General features: G+C 44.2%; 18 protein-coding genes. 11 read left to right on the top strand and 7 right to left on the bottom strand.

Annotated elements, in window-relative coordinates:
- The first annotated feature begins 25 nt into the window (after positions 1–25).
- From AM500_RS21915 to argH, 5 genes are all read left to right on the top strand, one after another.
- Positions 26–1,108 carry a carbamoyl phosphate synthase small subunit gene (locus AM500_RS21915; protein ID WP_053601117.1) on the top strand — a complete coding sequence of 361 codons (1,083 nt, stop codon included), beginning with the start codon at positions 26–28 and terminating at the stop codon, positions 1,106–1,108.
- Positions 1,095–4,319 carry a carbamoyl-phosphate synthase (glutamine-hydrolyzing) large subunit gene (gene carB / locus AM500_RS21910; protein WP_053601116.1) on the top strand — a complete coding sequence of 1,075 codons (3,225 nt, stop codon included), beginning with the start codon at positions 1,095–1,097 and terminating at the stop codon, positions 4,317–4,319. Before AM500_RS21915 ends, carB begins: the two co-directional genes overlap by 14 nt.
- A 21-nt stretch (positions 4,320–4,340) precedes the next feature.
- Positions 4,341–5,312 (top strand): ornithine carbamoyltransferase, encoded by a 972-nt coding sequence (argF, locus tag AM500_RS21905; RefSeq protein WP_082347338.1) that lies wholly within the window; start codon positions 4,341–4,343, stop codon positions 5,310–5,312.
- Positions 5,313–5,528: 216 nt separating this feature from the next.
- On the top strand, positions 5,529–6,740 hold the full coding sequence (locus AM500_RS21900; protein WP_053601115.1) for an argininosuccinate synthase: 1,212 nt from the start codon (positions 5,529–5,531) through the stop codon (positions 6,738–6,740).
- Between the two features lie 152 nt (positions 6,741–6,892).
- On the top strand, positions 6,893–8,269 hold the full coding sequence (gene argH / locus AM500_RS21895) for an argininosuccinate lyase (protein ID WP_053601114.1): 1,377 nt from the start codon (positions 6,893–6,895) through the stop codon (positions 8,267–8,269).
- A 2-nt stretch (positions 8,270–8,271) separates the two neighbouring features.
- Here the strand turns inward: argH and AM500_RS21890 are convergent, their stop codons facing one another.
- Positions 8,272–8,904, bottom strand: coding sequence for a hypothetical protein (locus tag AM500_RS21890; protein ID WP_053601113.1), 633 nt, complete (start codon positions 8,902–8,904; stop codon positions 8,272–8,274).
- A 193-nt stretch (positions 8,905–9,097) separates the two neighbouring features.
- Here AM500_RS21890 and AM500_RS21885 point away from each other — a divergent pair, with 193 nt between their 5' ends.
- From AM500_RS21885 to AM500_RS21875, 3 genes are read left to right on the top strand one after another with little or no spacing between them, the layout of a single operon-like run.
- Positions 9,098–9,973, top strand: coding sequence for a carbon-nitrogen hydrolase family protein (locus AM500_RS21885; RefSeq protein ID WP_053601112.1), 876 nt, complete (start codon positions 9,098–9,100; stop codon positions 9,971–9,973).
- Between the two features lie 4 nt (positions 9,974–9,977).
- Entirely contained in the window at positions 9,978–10,667 is a 690-nt protein-coding gene (locus AM500_RS21880) for a GNAT family N-acetyltransferase (protein ID WP_053601111.1), read from the top strand.
- On the top strand, positions 10,657–11,328 hold the full coding sequence (locus AM500_RS21875; protein ID WP_053601110.1) for a GNAT family N-acetyltransferase: 672 nt from the start codon (positions 10,657–10,659) through the stop codon (positions 11,326–11,328). The genes AM500_RS21880 and AM500_RS21875 overlap by 11 nt, the downstream gene beginning before the upstream one ends.
- A gap of 101 nt (positions 11,329–11,429) precedes the next feature.
- On the opposite strand, the gene AM500_RS21870 is transcribed toward AM500_RS21875, so the two are convergent.
- From AM500_RS21870 to AM500_RS21860, 4 genes are all read right to left on the bottom strand, one after another.
- On the bottom strand, positions 11,430–12,494 hold the full coding sequence (locus AM500_RS21870; protein WP_053601109.1) for a M20 family metallopeptidase: 1,065 nt from the start codon (positions 12,492–12,494) through the stop codon (positions 11,430–11,432).
- 289 nt (positions 12,495–12,783) lie between these two features.
- Positions 12,784–12,972 carry a YfhD family protein gene (locus AM500_RS21865; protein ID WP_043930918.1) on the bottom strand — a complete coding sequence of 63 codons (189 nt, stop codon included), beginning with the start codon at positions 12,970–12,972 and terminating at the stop codon, positions 12,784–12,786.
- A 487-nt stretch (positions 12,973–13,459) separates the two neighbouring features.
- Positions 13,460–13,585 carry a YfhE family protein gene (locus tag AM500_RS25235; protein ID WP_081772900.1) on the bottom strand — a complete coding sequence of 42 codons (126 nt, stop codon included), beginning with the start codon at positions 13,583–13,585 and terminating at the stop codon, positions 13,460–13,462.
- A 276-nt stretch (positions 13,586–13,861) separates the two neighbouring features.
- Entirely contained in the window at positions 13,862–14,764 is a 903-nt protein-coding gene (locus AM500_RS21860) for a TIGR01777 family oxidoreductase (protein WP_053601108.1), read from the bottom strand.
- Positions 14,765–14,861: 97 nt separating this feature from the next.
- Here AM500_RS21860 and recX point away from each other — a divergent pair, with 97 nt between their 5' ends.
- Positions 14,862–15,671, top strand: coding sequence for a recombination regulator RecX (gene recX / locus AM500_RS21855; RefSeq protein WP_053601107.1), 810 nt, complete (start codon positions 14,862–14,864; stop codon positions 15,669–15,671).
- Positions 15,672–15,689: 18 nt separating this feature from the next.
- Here the strand turns inward: recX and AM500_RS21850 are convergent, their stop codons facing one another.
- Positions 15,690–16,367, bottom strand: a complete 678-nt coding sequence (locus tag AM500_RS21850; RefSeq protein WP_053601106.1) for an SDR family NAD(P)-dependent oxidoreductase — start codon at positions 16,365–16,367, stop codon at positions 15,690–15,692.
- 91 nt (positions 16,368–16,458) lie between these two features.
- Here AM500_RS21850 and AM500_RS21845 point away from each other — a divergent pair, with 91 nt between their 5' ends.
- Positions 16,459–16,779 (top strand): YfhH family protein, encoded by a 321-nt coding sequence (locus tag AM500_RS21845; protein WP_043930922.1) that lies wholly within the window; start codon positions 16,459–16,461, stop codon positions 16,777–16,779.
- A 51-nt stretch (positions 16,780–16,830) separates the two neighbouring features.
- Here AM500_RS21845 and AM500_RS21840 read toward each other — a convergent pair whose 3' ends face one another.
- Positions 16,831–17,004, bottom strand: coding sequence for a small, acid-soluble spore protein K (locus AM500_RS21840; protein WP_053601105.1), 174 nt, complete (start codon positions 17,002–17,004; stop codon positions 16,831–16,833).
- Positions 17,005–17,115: 111 nt separating this feature from the next.
- On the opposite strand from AM500_RS21840, the gene AM500_RS21835 reads away from it, so the two are divergent.
- Positions 17,116–17,385 carry a YfhJ family protein gene (locus AM500_RS21835; protein WP_043930924.1) on the top strand — a complete coding sequence of 90 codons (270 nt, stop codon included), beginning with the start codon at positions 17,116–17,118 and terminating at the stop codon, positions 17,383–17,385.
- Positions 17,386–17,567 lie beyond the last annotated feature (182 nt).

The raw sequence follows: 17,567 nt of genomic DNA, 5'->3' as shown, positions 1-17,567 counted from the left end.
CTTTTTTGATGAAGGGGTGGTTTGTTTGGAAAAGGGATTTCTCATTCTGGAAACCGGCGACATCTTTGAAGGATTCCTGATAGGCAAATTCAAGGGTTCCAGCGGGGAAGTTGTTTTCAACACCGGCATGACCGGCTATCAGGAAATTATCTCGGACCCTTCCTATGCGGGGCAAATTATCACGTTCTGCTATCCGGCAATCGGAAATTATGGGGTAAATGCCCTTGATGATGAAAGTATCATGCCTTCGTTGGCAGGTGTTATCATCAGTGACGCTTGTGAAACGCCAAGCCATTTTCAGTCTATCAGCGGGTTTTCGGAAAAACTTGAGCAAGCCGGCGTGCCAGGGCTTGCCGGTGTTGATACAAGGGCACTTGTCAAAAAAATCCGCGGGATAGGAACTGTAAAAGGGGTCATATCCAACAGGAAGGCATCATGGGCGGAGCTGGAATGCAAACAAACTATTTCAGGCTGGGTTGAAAAGGTTTCTGTAAAACAACCACTGACTTATAAGAAAAACGGACCACACGTCGTCTTAATAGATTACGGTTTTAAAAAATCAATCCTAAACTTCCTGCTCGGGCGAAATTGTACGGTCACAATCGTACCTTACAAAACGAAGCTAGAAGAGATAAAGCAATTATCACCAGATGCAGTTTTATTAAGCAATGGCCCTGGTGATCCAATGGAACTGAAAGAGCTTTTCCCAGAAATTAAAAAAATCGCCACCGCTTATCCAACACTGGGCATATGTCTCGGCCACCAGCTAATCGCATTAGCATTCGGGGCAAAAACAGAGAAATTGCCATATGGACACAGGGGGGCGAATCACCCGGTTAAAGAGCTTTCCACTGGAAAGGTAAAAATCACATCACAAAATCATGGCTACGTAGTCGTCGATGGTACGGTTGACCAAAACGAATTTGAGGTTACGTACCGGAATGTGAATGACCAATCAATTGAAGGTTTGCAGCATCTGAAGTTTTCAATTTCGACTGTCCAATTCCATCCCGAGGCTCATCCTGGACCACGTGATACCCTTCATATTCTTGAAGACTTTGTCGGCAGCCTGAAAAGTATGGGGGAAACCCGTTATGCCATTTCGTAGCCATTTAAGAAAGGTAATGGTGATTGGGTCCGGTCCGATCGTCATCGGCCAGGCAGCTGAATTTGATTATGCCGGCACCCAGGCGTGCATTGCCCTTAAGGAAGAGGGAATCGAAGTCGTTCTTGTCAATAATAACCCGGCAACAATTATGACAGATGAAACAGTCGCAGACAAAGTATATATTGAACCGCTAACAGTGGAAACACTTGAACAAATCATCCAAAAAGAAAAACCGGATGGAATTATAGGCACCCTTGGCGGACAGACAGGATTGAATCTTGCTGTAGAACTCTATGAGCAGGGAATTCTTGAGAAATATAATGTGGAATTGCTGGGGACATCAGTAGAATCAATCAAGAACGGGGAAGACCGAGAACGATTCCGGAGCCTTATGCTTTCAATCGGTGAGCCCGTACCGGAATCAGAAATCATCCATAGTGTGGATGAAGGGGTTGCGTTTGCGAAAAAGATTGGCCTTCCGGTGATCATTCGCCCTGCTTATACATTAGGAGGAGACGGCGGGGGATTTGCCGAGACGGAAGATGAACTTGAAGGTGTCCTGAAAAAAGGTCTTTCCGCAAGTCCGATCAACCAGGTGCTCGTTGAACGAAGCATTAAAGGCTGGAAGGAAATTGAGTACGAAGTGATGCGCGATGCCAATGATACGTGCATTATTGTATGCAACATGGAAAACTTTGATCCGGTAGGGGTCCATACAGGTGATTCAATTGTTGTCGCACCTTCACAGACATTGAACGATGTGCAATACCAGCTTTTAAGGGACGCTTCGATTAAAGTCATCCGCGAGCTCGGTGTTATCGGAGGCTGTAATATTCAATTTGCCCTCCATCCAAAGTCCAATGATTATTTCATCATCGAGGTTAATCCAAGGGTCAGCAGGTCTTCAGCTTTGGCGTCGAAAGCAACCGGGTATCCAATTGCCAGAATTGCGGCTAAATGCTCGGTAGGTTATCACCTTGATGAAATCCTTAACCCGATTACTGGGAACACGTTTGCCTCCTTTGAGCCAGCAATTGATTACCTAGTTGTAAAACTGCCGCGTTTTCCGTTTGATAAATTCCCTGAAGCGGACCGAACACTAGGCACGCAAATGAAGGCAACAGGTGAAGTGATGGCCATAGACCGGAGCTTTGAGGGTGCACTGAATAAGGCAATCCGTTCACTGGAAATAAAGGCATGGGGTTTAAAGACAGGGATGTTTGCTAATCTTGCGGAGGCCGAGCTTGAACATCTTATCATAACACCTAATGACATGCGGCTTTTTGCTATATCAGAAGCCTTGCATCGGGGGGTGACAGTGGAAACGATTCATGGTCTGACGCAGATCGATTTATGGTTTCTGCACAAACTCGAAGCAATTGTCCAAGTGGAAAAAGAGCTTTCGTCCTTTGAATGGGATACAATCCCAGCCAAGCTCTTAAAAGAGGCTAAGCGAATCAATATATCCGACAGGCTTATTGCCGCCGCTTTTGGAATTGCAGAAACAGAAGTAAGGAAAAAGTGGAAAGAACTCGGCATCTCACCTGGTTATAAGATGGTTGATACATGTTCTGCTGAATTTGATGCAGTAACTCCTTACTATTATTCAACCTGGGCTGGAGGAGACGAAGCTGGGATAGGAGAAGGAAAGAAAATGGCCGTCATAGGTTCGGGCCCAATCCGGATTGGTCAGGGAATTGAATTCGATTATTGTTCTGTCCATGCAGCCTTGGCCTTGAAAAAATTAGGATATAAAGCGATTGTTATCAATAATAATCCTGAAACCGTCAGCACTGATTACTCTATTGCTGATCGCCTATATTTTGAGCCTCTTGCTTTTGAAGACATTATGAATGTGATTGAAAAAGAGGCAGTTGAAGGAGTTATGCTCCAATTTGGAGGCCAAACAGCGATCAATCTTGCCAAGGATTTGGAGGCAGCGGGGATCAACATTCTTGGAACTGATGTCATCAGTATCGATCGTCTAGAAGATCGCGATGAATTCTACAAACTGCTTAAAGAGCTTAATATCCCTCACATTGATGGGAAAATAGCCAGCGACGCCAGGGATGCCCTTCAAGCTGCACAGGGAATAGGCTATCCGGTTCTTGTCCGGCCTTCATATGTAATCGGAGGGCAGTCAATGTTCACTTTCTACCGGGAAGAAGATCTGGAAATTTATTTGGCGACCCTTGATGAAACGGATTCACAAATGTGGCCGCTTCTCGTTGATCGGTTCCTTCCGGGCATGGAATGTGAAATGGATATCATTTCAGACGGCCAAACGATCTTAGTTCCGGGAATCTTTGAACATCTTGAAAAAGCAGGTGTGCATTCTGGCGATAGCCTTTCAGTTTTTCCGCCTATGACTATCGATTCGGTAATGAAACAGACTATGGTTGAGTATGCAACGCAAATAGCCCAATCACTTCCGGTCATTGGTATCATGAATATCCAATTCGTCATCCATGAGGGCACAGTCTTTGTGCTCGAAGTTAATCCAAGGGCATCAAGGACCGTGCCGATAATCAGTAAAGTAACTGGAATACCTTTGATTGAATGGGCAGCGCAGGTTCAGCTGGGACTGCCATTATCCGAGATTCATTCCGAGTGTGGCCTGCTTGACGAACCGCCATATTTTACGGTAAAAGCCCCTGTCTTCTCAAATAGTAAGCTAAAAGGAGTCGACCCGGTACTTGGGCCGGAAATGAAGTCAACTGGTGAGGCGCTGGGGCTTGGACTAACCTTTTCCGAGGCATTATCAAAGGCGTTCAAACATGGAAGACGTTCTATCGATATGGAAGGGAAAACAGTTCTTTGCTCAGTGCCGGATCGAGATAAAGGAGAAATCCTTACTGCAATTACGAACCTTTGTGAAAAGGGTGCAGCCATTTTAGCAACCGAAGGTACTGCACAGTTTCTAAATGAAAATGGGGTTTACGCAAATTCTTTTTCCTCGGATATTACTAACCTTGAACAATTGTTCCGGGAAGGGAAGATAGATATGGTTGTCAATATTCCGACACAGGGACGCAGGCCGGGGACATTCGGCTTTATTTTAAGGCAGCTTGCAGTTCGCTATAACCTTCCGTGTTTTACACATATGGATACGTTGGCCACGTTCATCAAATTAAAACAGGAAGCTTCAGGTACTGCTGTCCGAACAATCCAGGACCTCCATGTTTTAAAGGATGAAATAATCGCAAACTAACTGCTAGGAGGGGTTTCAAACATGATAAAAGCAATTGGGCAGGGCAAAGCCATCGTGCCCACTTTAAAAGGAAGACACTTTTTGAAGCTTGCCGATTTTACAACGGAAGAAATTTACTGGCTTCTTGAAACGGCAGTTCAATTGAAAAAATCCCAAAAACAAGGGAAGGCGCAACCTCATTTAAATGGAAAAGTACTAGGGATGATATTTGAAAAATCGTCCACCCGGACAAGAGTGTCCTTCGAAGTCGGGATGCTCCAGCTTGGAGGCCATGCGATTTTCCTAAGCACAAAAGATATCCAGCTTGGCCGCGGTGAAACGATTGCCGATACTGCAAAGGTATTGTCCAGGTATGTAGACGGAATTATGATCAGGACTTTTGGCGATGAACGCATTGAAGAATTTGCCGCCGCTTCCACTGTTCCTGTCATTAATGGGTTAACAACCCTGCATCATCCAGCACAAGTGCTGGCTGACCTCCTTACAATTCTTGAGCATAAAGGGAAATTGAAAGGGCTCAAGCTTTGTTATGTAGGAGATGGAAATAACAATATGGCTCATTCACTTCTTGAAGGGGCAGTTAAGGTAGGCATGAATGTCAGAATCGCAAACCCTAAAGGATATGAGCCCAATCAGGCAATAGTGTCCCTGGCGAAAGAGGGTGCTAAGGGGACTGGCAGTAGTATCATCTTAACAAATGACCCATCTGAAGCAATTAGCGGTGCTGATGTTGTTGTCACAGATGTTTGGGCCAGTATGGGAATGGAAGGCGAGGCGGAGGAAAGGTTTGCCGCATTCTCCTCCTTCCAGGTGAATGAAGAGCTCTGTTCATTAGCGAAAAACGATTTTTTGTTCCTGCACTGCTTGCCGGCACATCGCGGTGAGGAAGTAAGCGCTGGAATCATTGATGGACCGCATTCGGTTGTGTTTGACGAAGCCGAAAACAGGCTTCATGCCCAGAAAGCAATCCTGAAAGCGCTGATGGAAGATTAAACTCGTCTTACTTTAGGTGTCTTACCTTTGAAGCAGTAAATATATCGGTCATGTTCACAAGTATATCAAGTCACTATTTCGATTTTATCGACCAGTTCCAAAAATATATCGTACAGTTTCACGATTTTATCACCCGTGTTCACAAATATATCGGAAAAGTTCACAATTGTAGACTCGACCAAGAAAGCAGCCCAATCTAAAAAATGAGGTGGATTCATGTCTAAGGGGAAAATTGTACTCGCCTATTCCGGCGGGCTTGATACATCAGTTTCAGTAAAGTGGATTCAAGAAAAATATGGCTACGACGTCATCGCTCTCGGCCTGGATGTCGGAGAGGGTAAGGATCTCGAGGCAATCCGCACGAAAGCGTTAAATGTAGGCGCCATTAAAGCGTATATGGTAGATGCAAAAGAGCTTCTGGCAAAGGAATACATTGTTCCGGCCCTAAAGGCCAATTGCCTATACGAAGGGAAATACCCACTGTCTTCAGCGCTATCCCGACCGCTTATTTCAAAGCTTCTTGTCGAGGTGGCAGAAAAGGAAGGCGCGGTTGCGGTTGCCCATGGCTGTACTGGAAAAGGCAATGACCAGGTCCGTTTCGAGGTTTCCATCCAGGCGTTAAATCCAAACCTGAAGGTTATTGCTCCTGTACGCGAGTGGGGGATGACAAGGGATGAGGAAATCAAGTATGCCGAAGAAAACGGTATTCCAATTCCGGTTGACCTCGATAATCCATTCTCAATAGATGCAAATATTTGGGGGCGCGCCTGTGAAGCAGGAGTGCTTGAGGATCCGTGGGCAGAAGCGCCTGAAGCCGCCTTTGATTGGACGAATCCAATTGAACTGGCTCCGGATGCACCTGAATACGTCGAAATTGATTTTGTAAAAGGTGTGCCGACTGGCTTAAATGGGGAGGATCTCCCGTTGGTTGAGCTGATTGAAAAGCTTAATGAACTTGGCGGCAAGCACGGTATCGGCAGGATTGACCATATCGAAAACCGTCTCGTAGGGATTAAATCCCGTGAGGTATACGAAAACCCGGCCGCTCTCATTTTAATCCAGGCACATAAAGAGCTGGAATTTTTAACATTGCCTCGTGAGGTTACCCAATTTAAAACACAGGTAGACCAGCAGATGGCCAAAATTGTTTATGAGGGCCTCTGGTACTCACCTCTTAAAGCTGCCCTGGATGCTTTTGTTGACCAGACACAGGAAGTCGTAACCGGAACCATCCGTGTAAAGCTTCATAAGGGTACACATATGACAGTCGGACGCAAATCACCGCACAGCCTTTATAATGAACAGCTTGCGACTTACTCGAAGGGAGATGCCTTTGACCACCTCGCTGCAGAAGGCTTTATTAAAATATGGGGCCTCCCAACTAAGGTGTTTTCGGAAGTAAACAGCAAGCAAAGTGTATTTAAATAGTGATAGTTTAATCGGTTTCTAGCAGTTCGGAAGCTGGTTGGGAAACATTCGTAACTGTTGCGAGTGATTCGAAACCCGCTTTCGAACTCGCTTAATTTAGGGCTTCCCCAAAAAACATCTGGGAAGTCTTTTGCTTTAGAGGAGGGAAGACAATGTCTAAGCTATGGGGCGGCCGTTTTACAAAAGAAACGAACAGGCTGGTAGAAGAATTTACAGCTTCAATATCGTTTGATCAAAAACTGGTCATGGAGGATATCGAAGGAAGCCTGGCGCATGCCAGAATGCTTGGTGAATGCGGGATTATCCCGATTGAGGATGTTGAAAAAATAATAGCAGGGCTCGAGCATATTAAGCAAATGGCCATAAACAATGAAATTGAGTTTCTTGTAGAAGATGAAGATATTCATATGAATATTGAGAAGAAATTGATTGAACTGATTGGACCGGTTGGGGGCAAGCTTCATACCGGAAGGAGCCGGAATGACCAGGTAGCAACCGATATGCATCTTTATCTCAGGAATAAAACGGAAAGCCTCATTGAATTATTAGTAGGAGTCCAGGAAGCTCTTATTAAAAAAGCCAAGGAGCATATAAATACGCTTATCCCGGGCTATACACATCTCCAGCGTGCGCAGCCTGTATCATTCGCGCATCATTTAATGGCCTATTTCTGGATGTTTGAAAGAGATAAACAAAGGCTGCAGGACAGCCTTAAACGAGTGAATTGGCTGCCGCTTGGCGCAGGCGCCCTGGCAGGGACCACTTTCCCAATCGATCGCGAAAGAACAGCTGAATTGCTTGGTTTTGATACGATCTACCCAAATAGCATGGATGCAGTCAGTGACAGGGACTTTATTCTGGAATTCCTGTCGATTGGTTCAATCATTATGACGCATATTTCCCGCATGGCAGAGGAATTCATTACTTGGTCAAGCCAGGAATTCAGATTCATCGAATTGGATGATTCCTTTTGTACAGGTTCAAGCATTATGCCGCAAAAAAAGAACCCTGACGTTCCTGAGCTCTTGCGCGGCAAGACAGGCAGGGTGTATGGGAATTTTATCGGGCTGCTTACTGTTATGAAAGGCTTGCCGCTGGCTTATAACAAAGATTTGCAGGAAGACAAGGAAGGCATGTTTGATACAGTTGAAACGCTGGAAGGATCACTCCAGCTTTTAGCACCGATGATAGAGACAATGACAGTCAATCAAGAGGTAATGAGGAAGGCTCTAAACGAAGATTTCTCAAATGCAACGGATATTGCCGATTATCTTGTGACGAAAGGAATGCCGTTCCGCCAGGCGCATGAGGTTATCGGAAAAATTGTCCTTTATTGCATTCAAAATAAAAAGTATTTATTAGATTTAAGTATTGAAGAATATAGGGAATTTAGCGAGTTGTTTCTTGGTGATATTTATAAAATCCTAATGCCAGAGCATGTTGCTGGTGCAAGGAACAGCTACGGGGGGACTTCCCCTGAGCAGGTCGCAAAACAAATTGTCCTAGCTGAAAATCATCTTTCCTATTAAGCCTAAGGCTGCCGATTCAGAACGACTTTGAATGAGGCGGCCTTGGTTATTTTTTTATCATCCATATCGGTAACGCTGCTAGTCGCGGCTGCTATTGAATAGGAGGGCGCGGCTGGGAGTAAGTATCCGATACTGCCTGTCTTTGTTTCACCGCCGCCTATCATGCCATCCATATTTTCATGAAGCAGCTCAGTTTTCTGAAGTAATGGCCTGCCATTTACGGTGAGTTTTTCAATCGGATTAAAGTTCACTGGAAATGGATTCTGGTTAACGAGTTCAACATCAATTTTGATAAAAATCAGTTCGCTGGCAGGGGCGCCGTCTTCCTTCCGTAAAGGTTTAAACTCCATAAGCTTTACATCTTTTACAATAAATTCGAGGCCGCCGAGCAAGAAAAGATCATAAACAGGTGAAGCAGCTAGCATGGTTAACATTCCTTTACCTCCTGTCACCGAATCTCCGGGATTTATCAGTTTTTCAAAAGGCGGGTAATCAGACTGTTTATCCTCAGAATCAACGGTTGATTGTGCCAATGGCAATTCAGAATCAGCTTTCTTCTCGTCGTACCCGGGATTCCCATCATAAAAACCACTTAACATGCATACAGCAATCAGAACGAGAATAGTCTTTTTCAACTACATTTCTCCTCTCAAAAAAGTACTGCAGCTTTACCGTGTTTTACAATCTCATCATACCCCCTCAATATGAACGGATCTTTAAGGCAGCCTTAAGTTTTCGTAAATAGGAAAACGAATTCATCTCGCTTGTCTTATAGGACAGAATAGTGAATAATTACTATAACGTTTTCCATGAATAGGAGGTTTTTGGATGAAATTAAGAGTTTCTGCAGTCCAGTACCACCTGCATACAATCTCTTCTTTTGAAGAATTTGCAGCTCAGTGCGAGCATTATATAAAAACCGCTGAGGAATTCGGAGCGGAATTCTTGCTGTTCCCCGAATTCTTTACGACTCAGTTGTTGTCGATTGGGGATGGCAATGGAAAAGCCCTCACCATTAACGACCTGCCGGGCTTTACCGAGCAATATCGCGAATTATTCACATCATTTGCCAAGAAAACCGGCATGCACATTATTGGAGGCACCCATGTTGTAGAAAAGGGGGGCAAGCTGTACAATACGGCCCACTTATTTTATCCGGATGGCAGGATCGGCGAGCAGGCAAAGCTGCATATTACACCGACCGAAGTCCACGAATGGAACATGGCCAAGGGAGACAGCTTCCAAATTTTCGAGACGGAAAAGGGTAAGATAGCGATTCTGACCTGCTATGATATCGAATTTCCCGAGATCGTTCGGATGGCGAAGGCAAAGGGGGCCGATGTAATTTTCTGCCCATCATGTACCGATGACAGGCATGGCTTCCACCGTGTCCGTTACACAAGCCATGCCCGTGCAATTGAGAATCAGGTGTATGTAGTCCTGACAGGTACGGTGGGGGCATTGCCGACAGTTGATTTTATGCGGCTGAACTTTGGCCAGGCTGCTGTCATTACTCCTAACGATATTCCTTTCCCGCCAAAGGGTATACAGGTTGAAGGGGAAATAAATGACGATATGATTGTGACGGCAGACCTTGATCTTCAGCTTTTATATGAGGTTCGTAAAGGTGGTTCAGTGACAACATGGAGAGATCGTAGAAGTGATCTGTACGTAGATTGGGAAGAATTAGAATCCAAGGGGTGATCACATGTACAAAAGCGAATTCTTTGTCTACCAGCATGATAAACCAATTTCTGTTTGCATCAGGAATTATACAGAAGAGGATTTTGAAGGACTAATAGATATCCAGTCCGAATGCTTCCCGCCGCCATTTCCTCAAGAGCTCTGGTGGAACAAGGAGCAGCTTTCCAACCATGTTGAACTTTTTCCTGAAGGAGCCCTTTGCATAGAGGTGGATGGTGTCCTTGCCGGATCGTTGACAGGCCTTCGCGTCAATTTTGATCCGGCGAAGCCAGAGCATACATGGGAGGAGATTACCGATGGCGGTTATATCCGAAATCATCAGCCGGATGGAAACTCCCTGTATATTGTTGATATTAGCGTCCGTCCACAGCACCGGAAGCTTGGACTTGGCAAATTGATGATGCAGGCTATGTACCATGTTGTCATTGAAATAGGTGCTGACCGTCTCCTCGGAGGAGCACGGATGCCGGGCTATCACAAGGTGTCCTCCGAGTTGGACCCAGCAAAGTACCTGGAAGCAGTGATGGCCGGAGAACTAAAGGATCCGGTGGTTTCGTTCTTGCTAAGGTGCGGGCGTGTGCCGGTTGCATTGGTGGAAAATTATTTGGAGGACGAAGAATCTCATAATTACGCCGTCCTCATGGAGTGGAAAAATCCTTTTAAAAATGAAGGAGTGCCAGGGAATGGAATATAAACGCATAACAAGTATTGATGACCCTGATTTCAGGAAAATGCACACACTGATGGGGCAAATCTTCCCTCCGGAAGAAGTGCTCGAATATGAACTGTGGAGGGAACCACTTGAAGATCCGGGCATCCGGGTTTTTGTTGCTCTTGATGGTGACCAGGTTGTTGGTGCAACCGAGTACCGTTATTATCAGGACTGGAATATCGCGATGACTGACTTCACAATCATTGGCCACCAGGGAATGGGGATTGGCCGCTTTCTTGCCGTAAACCGGATGAAGGATTTGAATGCACTTGCCTCCCAAAACGGTAAGGAGCTTTACGGAATGTTTGCTGAAATTTATGATCCTTACAGAGTTGAGAAGTATGAGTTTGGCGGTGTTAAGGTGATGGATCCCTATGTCCGCAGGGAGGTTCTTTCCCATCTCGGTTATAAGCGAATTGACATTGAGTATGTACATCCATCCTGGGAAAATAACGGAGAAGCAGTAACAGGGCTTGATTTGGGCTTTATGCCGTCTGATGACAGCCAAGGCGAAATCGAAGCAAGTCTTGTTGCGGATTTCCTAACCAATTACTATACGGTCCTGCCGAATAAACCTCAAGAGTGGATCAGTATGATTGAAGGACTCAGGAAGAAAGATAAAGTTGCATTGCTCCCACTCTAAAAATGAAGCCCCGCCAGCATGAGCTTACGGGGCTTTTCTCTTTGTATGTTGATTCTGCTCCCACCGACTTGTTACCATATCTTATCTAACAACAACTAATATTAGAATATCAGTTCAGTCGCCAGCTCTACAAGGATGTTCCGGAACGCAAATACTGACTCGATTTCAACATATTCCTCGTCTCCATGCCAGTTTGCTCCAGACGGGCCAAATTCAATTGCAGGAATTCCATGTTTGGCAAAATATACAGTGTCGGCACTTCCGTGTTGGCCAAAGTATACAGTTTCACGGCCCGGATGCCTTTTAATAACCCGATCTAAATGATTTAGGAATGGATGTTTTGGGTCTGTGTTAATAGGGTCGGCTTGCCATCCTGAAACCACACTTATTTCAGGGCTTATCCCTTTAATTTGTTCGAGGATTTCTTCCGGGTTCTGCCCGGGTAAGTATCGTATGTCCAGCCCGATTTTACATTCGTCGGGTACGACATTATAGGCATCGCCAGCGGCCACTTTTGCAAGATTAATAGAAGGATGCATATAGTATTCGCTGCTTTCCTTTGCAAATGGGAGATTCTTGATTTGTTTAAAGATCTCATATGCTTGTTCAATCGCATTAATTCCTTCCCACGGCCTGCTTCCATGTGCTGATTTCCCAGGAACAGTAATGTCAGTACGAAGAATGCCTTTTGCCTGGATGGCAATTCGAAGCCCCGTTGGTTCGCCGCAAATAACAAAATCGCCTCTGTATCCAGACTCTGAAAGGAATCCAGAGCAATTCTCACCGCCAGTTTCTTCATCCGATACAATTTGCAGCTGTACTTTGATTCCTAATTTATACTGCTTTAGTTCAACGATGGCAGCCATCATTGCAGCGACACCTGCCTTCATATCGGCTGAACCTCTTCCATATAATTTGCCGTTGCTTTCGTAAGGAAAGAATTGGCCGTGGTTACCTGCAACAATATCAACATGACCGTTAAGAACTAGTGTGAATTCGCCGGAACCTACTTCAGTAACCAGCATTTTTCGCCCGTTATTTTCAAGGTAGTTTACTTCCATACCGTGAGATTTAAGCCAATTTCCGCAAAATTCCACAGCTTCATTTGCACCAGGAATAGTTGAACTGTCTATTGAAATTAATGTTTTTAATAAGTTAAGAACCATCAGTTTCACCTCTGTTATAACCATACCACTCATTTTAGCACGGACATTTTATTCAAGAATGAATTTGAAGATATTTGTATGTAATACAGCATTGTTGATAAATTACTAAGTTATCCAAAGAGATTTCCACAAGAAAAGTATAGTTTTTCGAAGTACTCCACAGGCTTATCCACATTATCCACAGATCTATCCCCAGATGTTATGCACAATCCACAGAAATAAATCCATATAAATTTAAAACGTATTCATAAAACAAGCGCAGCTCCAATAAGAAGCTGCGCCTTTAAAATTATTTCCGCCTGCTTTTTGCCCTTTGATCGGCAGCTTTTGATCTTGCCATTGCTTCAAGATCGTCATGATCGGCAAGGTCACGGTCAAATTCCACATCAAGTCCATCACTGATCTTTAAATTCTTCGGAGTTTGCGGCAGAGAAGCAGAATTTTTATCGCGATTCCTATGTCCACGTGAACGTGCCAAAAGCAAAAACCCCTTTCGGAAATAAAAGTCGGAGGAGTACCCCCATGGTCTTATCGTTTCCGTCCGGGACTTCTACATGAGTGGAAATTTTCCACAAGCACGAACTAATTGTTAATAAGGAGATTTGCGTCAGTTGATAGCTTCTTTAGTCTAGCTGATTTATGTCTAGCTCCAGCACTTACGCGTGCGCAAACTTCAGGTCTCCTCCCTAGGATAAGTCATGCACGAACACGCTATCGCTCTTCGTGATTCCTTTATCCCACCTTAAGTGTCAGTAAGCCTCCTTCGTTGGCAACTGACACTAAAGGTCCGATTGCTTCATCTAACCATCAGTGGAACTTCACCACTGATGGAAGATTCACCGTATCTCAGTCGAAGCCCCTCCAGTTTGTACGGCGATGACCACTAAGGAAAGCTCCTCCCTGAGAATAATCATCGCAGGGACAGGCGGTTTTTGCCTGTCACGAAGGCGCTTACGCTTTTGTTTCTATCTTCTTCTTCCTGGCGGATCAAAACCCGCTGCTCTATCAGCGGCTTTAAATTCTCTTTGGTACAGGACTTCCTGGGTACTCGTCAATGTTTTTCGATTCTTATCTTTTTTAGGTTTTTCCATTTTGGTCCCTTCCTTCTTGAAAAGTAAACTGCTACTTCCAGCCTTTCCTATATAGAAGCCATTGATTCAACCTGCAAAGATATTTCTTAATTAAGTATTGAGCCGGGGGCAAAAAGCAGCCGGTATTCATTCTTTAACCTAAATTCGTCAAATAAAACATTTGTGCTAAAACAATACTAGGAAGTCCCGCTATTAAAGCCGCTGAATGAGATTTCGGAGTACCGGTTGAGCAAATTGTCATTCATATGGTTAATCAGTGTGAGGTGGAAAAGGATTTTACTTACTGAAAAGATCCTCCAGCGCCTTTTTTAATTGTGGAAAACGAAACTGGTAGCCAGCTTCAACAAGGACTACTGGCATAACCCTTTGCCCTTTAAGTACAAGTATGCTCATTTCGCCGAGCAAAAGCTTCAACGCAAAGGAAGGAACTGGGAGCCAATGAGGTCTGCGAAGCACTTGGCCGATTGTTTGGCCAAATTCTTTCATCGTTGTCGGGTTGGGGGAAGTGAAATTTACGGCGCCGCTAATACTGTTATTCTTAATTATAAAAAGGATGGCACCGACTGCATCTTCCCTGTGAATCCAGGATATCCATTGACTTCCGGAGCCAACTGTTCCGCCTCCGAAAAGTTTATAAGGAAAAACCATTTGGGGGAGGGCGCTTTCTTCCCGGTCCAGAATGATTCCAAATCTGCAAAAAACTGTCCTGATTCCAAGCTCTTCAGCTTTGGAGCCAGCATCTTCCCATTGTTTAACGAGACTTGCCAGAAAATCTTGGCCTAGACTACTTTCCTCAGTAAACAGTTTATCCTCGGAAGTGCCATACACGCCGACTGCGCTTGCAGAAATATAGACAGAGGGCTTTTTAGAAAGCTTGGAGAGGATGCGGATTGCTTCGTTTGTGGCATCCAACCGGCTTTTTAAAAGCTTTTCCTTCTGTACAGTTGTCCAGCGTCCGCTATTTAAAGATTCTCCGGCCAAGTTGATGAAAACTTCGATTCCTTCAAGATAGCGTTCAGGCTGGCTTTCCTCAGCCATCCATTGAACAAAGGTAAGGTTTGTCTTGGAACTTGAGGTCTTTTTCCTTGTTAAAATAACTATTTCATGCTCTTCGGATAGCAATGTGTCAACTAATGCGTTGCCCAGAAATCCTGTTCCGCCCGCAATTGCCAGTTTCAATCGAACTCCCCCTCTACAAACCGTTTGTTTCTATTTTACATTTTTGGAACATGAATGGCATAGTAAAGGTATGGTAAAGTGAAATAGAGGTGAGGACATGCCAACCGTAACCAAAATTACCACCCAGAAAAGAGATACAGGGCGTTACAATATTTATATGGACTTCGGCAAAGGCGAGGAATATGCGTTTAGTGCGGATGAGTCTGTCATTGTTAAGTTCCGGCTAAAAAAAGGAATGGAACTGGATGAATTTTTACTTGCGGAAGTCGGTTATCATGACGAAATTCGCAAGGCATATAATAACGCAATTAACTATCTGGCTTATAAGATGAGGACGGAAAAGGAGGTTTACAGCTATTTAAAGGAAAAAAAGCTTGAAGAAGCTGCAATCAGCGAAGTCATAATCAGGCTTAAGGAACAGGGTTACCTGAATGATGCGGAATATGCGGATGCTTATGTTAGGACCCAAATCAGCACCACTAATAAAGGCGCCTATGTTGTCAGAATGGAACTAAAGGAGCGCGGGGTTGCTGAGGTTTTAATTGACAACGCAATGGAGCAATATACCCAGGAACAGCAATTTGAAAAAGCGACATTACTTGCTGAAAAGTATGCGAAGAAATATTCCTCTGAATCCGAAAAAGTCTTGAAGCAAAAGCTTGATGCCATGCTTAGGAGAAAGGGATATCAAACTGATGCCATCCAATTCGCTTTGAGTGAAGCTGATTTTGGCAGGGAAGAGGAAGTCGAGCTTGAGGCAATCAGAGCTCAGGGAGAAAAAGCGCACCGAAAACACGGGAAGTTGATAGGACACGCCTATCAGCAAAAAATGAAAGAAACACTTTTTAGAAAAGGGTTCCCAATAGACTTAATTGAACGCTATCTTGAATCAAGGCAAGAAGAATAAAAAATCATGACGCGTTTGTCATGATTTTTTACTTTCAAGTATGATTTCGTCGTTGCCGAGATTGGCAACAATATATTCAGCAACCTCGCGAGGCGTCCTGAATCGCGAAGGATCTGCAACATGTGTACTGTTTGACCAGAACGGAGTATCCATACCACCCATATAAGCTGCAGTAAACCGTATCTTCTGGCCTTCATACTCCTTTTGCAAGCTCTCGGTAAATCCCCTTATTGCAAACTTGGAGGCAGCGTAAACAGACTCATTTACCTTTCCCCGAAGACCTGCGGTAGAAATAATATTGATTATGTGGCCTTCTCCGGCTTTCTCCAGATAAGGCAGTATCGCTTTTGTCATAAATATGGTCCCAGATATATTGGTTTGGAGCATTTCGATTATGTCGCTATCCTTCATCTGTGTAAATGGTCCGAAATGGCCAATGCCAGCATTGTTAATAAGACCGTAAACTTGCTTATCCTTAAGTATTGATGCAAGTCTATTAGGGATTACTGATGTTTCTTTGACATCAATGACAATCGTTTCAGCTGTCCCGCCAAAAGCTTCGATTTCCTTTTTTACCTCCTGAAGCCGTACATCAGACCTTCCAGCGAGGATTAAGCTAAACCCCTTTTTAGCAAAAAGCAATGCAAGCTCACGTCCAAGCCCGGACCCTGCACCTGTTACAATTAAAGTCTTCATAAGATACCTCCGTAATAAAGCAGTATTCTTTCTAATCCATCTTAAATTTACTATACTAAAGGTAGGAAAAATAACAAAGGTGGTTGCCCGAATGCAGCAGGAAAAGCGTTATAGCGAAATGACAGAATACGAATTAAAGCAAGAAATCGCCTTTTTAAAAGAAAAGGCAAGGAAAGCGGAACAGATGGGCATTGTGAACGAATTCGCTGTTCTTGAGAGAAAAGCTGTCATGGCAAAAGCTTATTTGCTCGATCCTGCGAACTTTGCGCCGGGTGAAATTTATGCAATTGAAGGCGACCCGGGTTCATATTTTAAAATTGATTATCTAAATGGTGTATTTGCTTGGGGATACCGTCTTAATGGCGATGGAAAAGAAGAAGCCCTGCCGATTTCAATGCTTATGAATAGATAATATAGAATGCCTGGCATCCATTACAATGCCAGGCAGACAGTGAAAAATGTGTTAAAAAGACTTAATCTCGTCTGGGTTCCTTTGAGAAGAAGCTTTCATTCGTTCCTGCGGATGAGTATTGATTGAACCATCTGCCCGCTTAGAGGCATACTCAGCCTTGGCACGAGGTTCCCCTTCGAGTTTGTCATCATGGTTGTATGGAAAGCCCTTTGCTTTGTTTCTCATTCTCCAGCCTCCATCTTTAGTTAGTAATGCAGAACAAGTCTGCATATCGTTAGTATTTACACATTAGTTGGCGATATGTTTTCACAATTCTCCCAAGAAAGGTGATTGTATATGAATGATTATCATGAAAGGCTGACCAATCTGCTCCTAGATAAGAATGATTTGCTTTCCTACGGCCAGGCCAGGACATGGGTGGAATTGCTATGGGATGATTTTGAGACTACCTATGCCAAAGCTGGCAGAGAATATCTGGGAAGCGAGATGACTGAAAAGGTTGTACGTCAATGGATTGAACATTACGGTGAAAACCTTCATGAGTTCGCAGCTAGAAATCCGAAATACAGCCAGTATTTAAATGAGGATAAAAATAGGCTGCACTAATAAATTTAAAACGGCATCCAATTAAAAAAAATGGACTGCCGTTTCTTTTGTTTAATCTAGCTCCAGCGCCTAGCGCCTAGTGTACTTCGGTCCCCTCGTTACGATAAGTCAACATCGTTTCGCTTGCACTCATCGTGTTTCCTTTATCTCCTTCGAGGCCCTCCAGTCCATACGGCGCTGAC

The organism is Bacillus sp. FJAT-18017 (assembly GCF_001278805.1).
Taxonomy (GTDB): domain Bacteria; phylum Bacillota; class Bacilli; order Bacillales; family Cytobacillaceae; genus Bacillus_D.
Note: the sequence above shows the minus strand (reverse complement) of the source record. Positions and strands in the feature narration are given on the sequence as shown.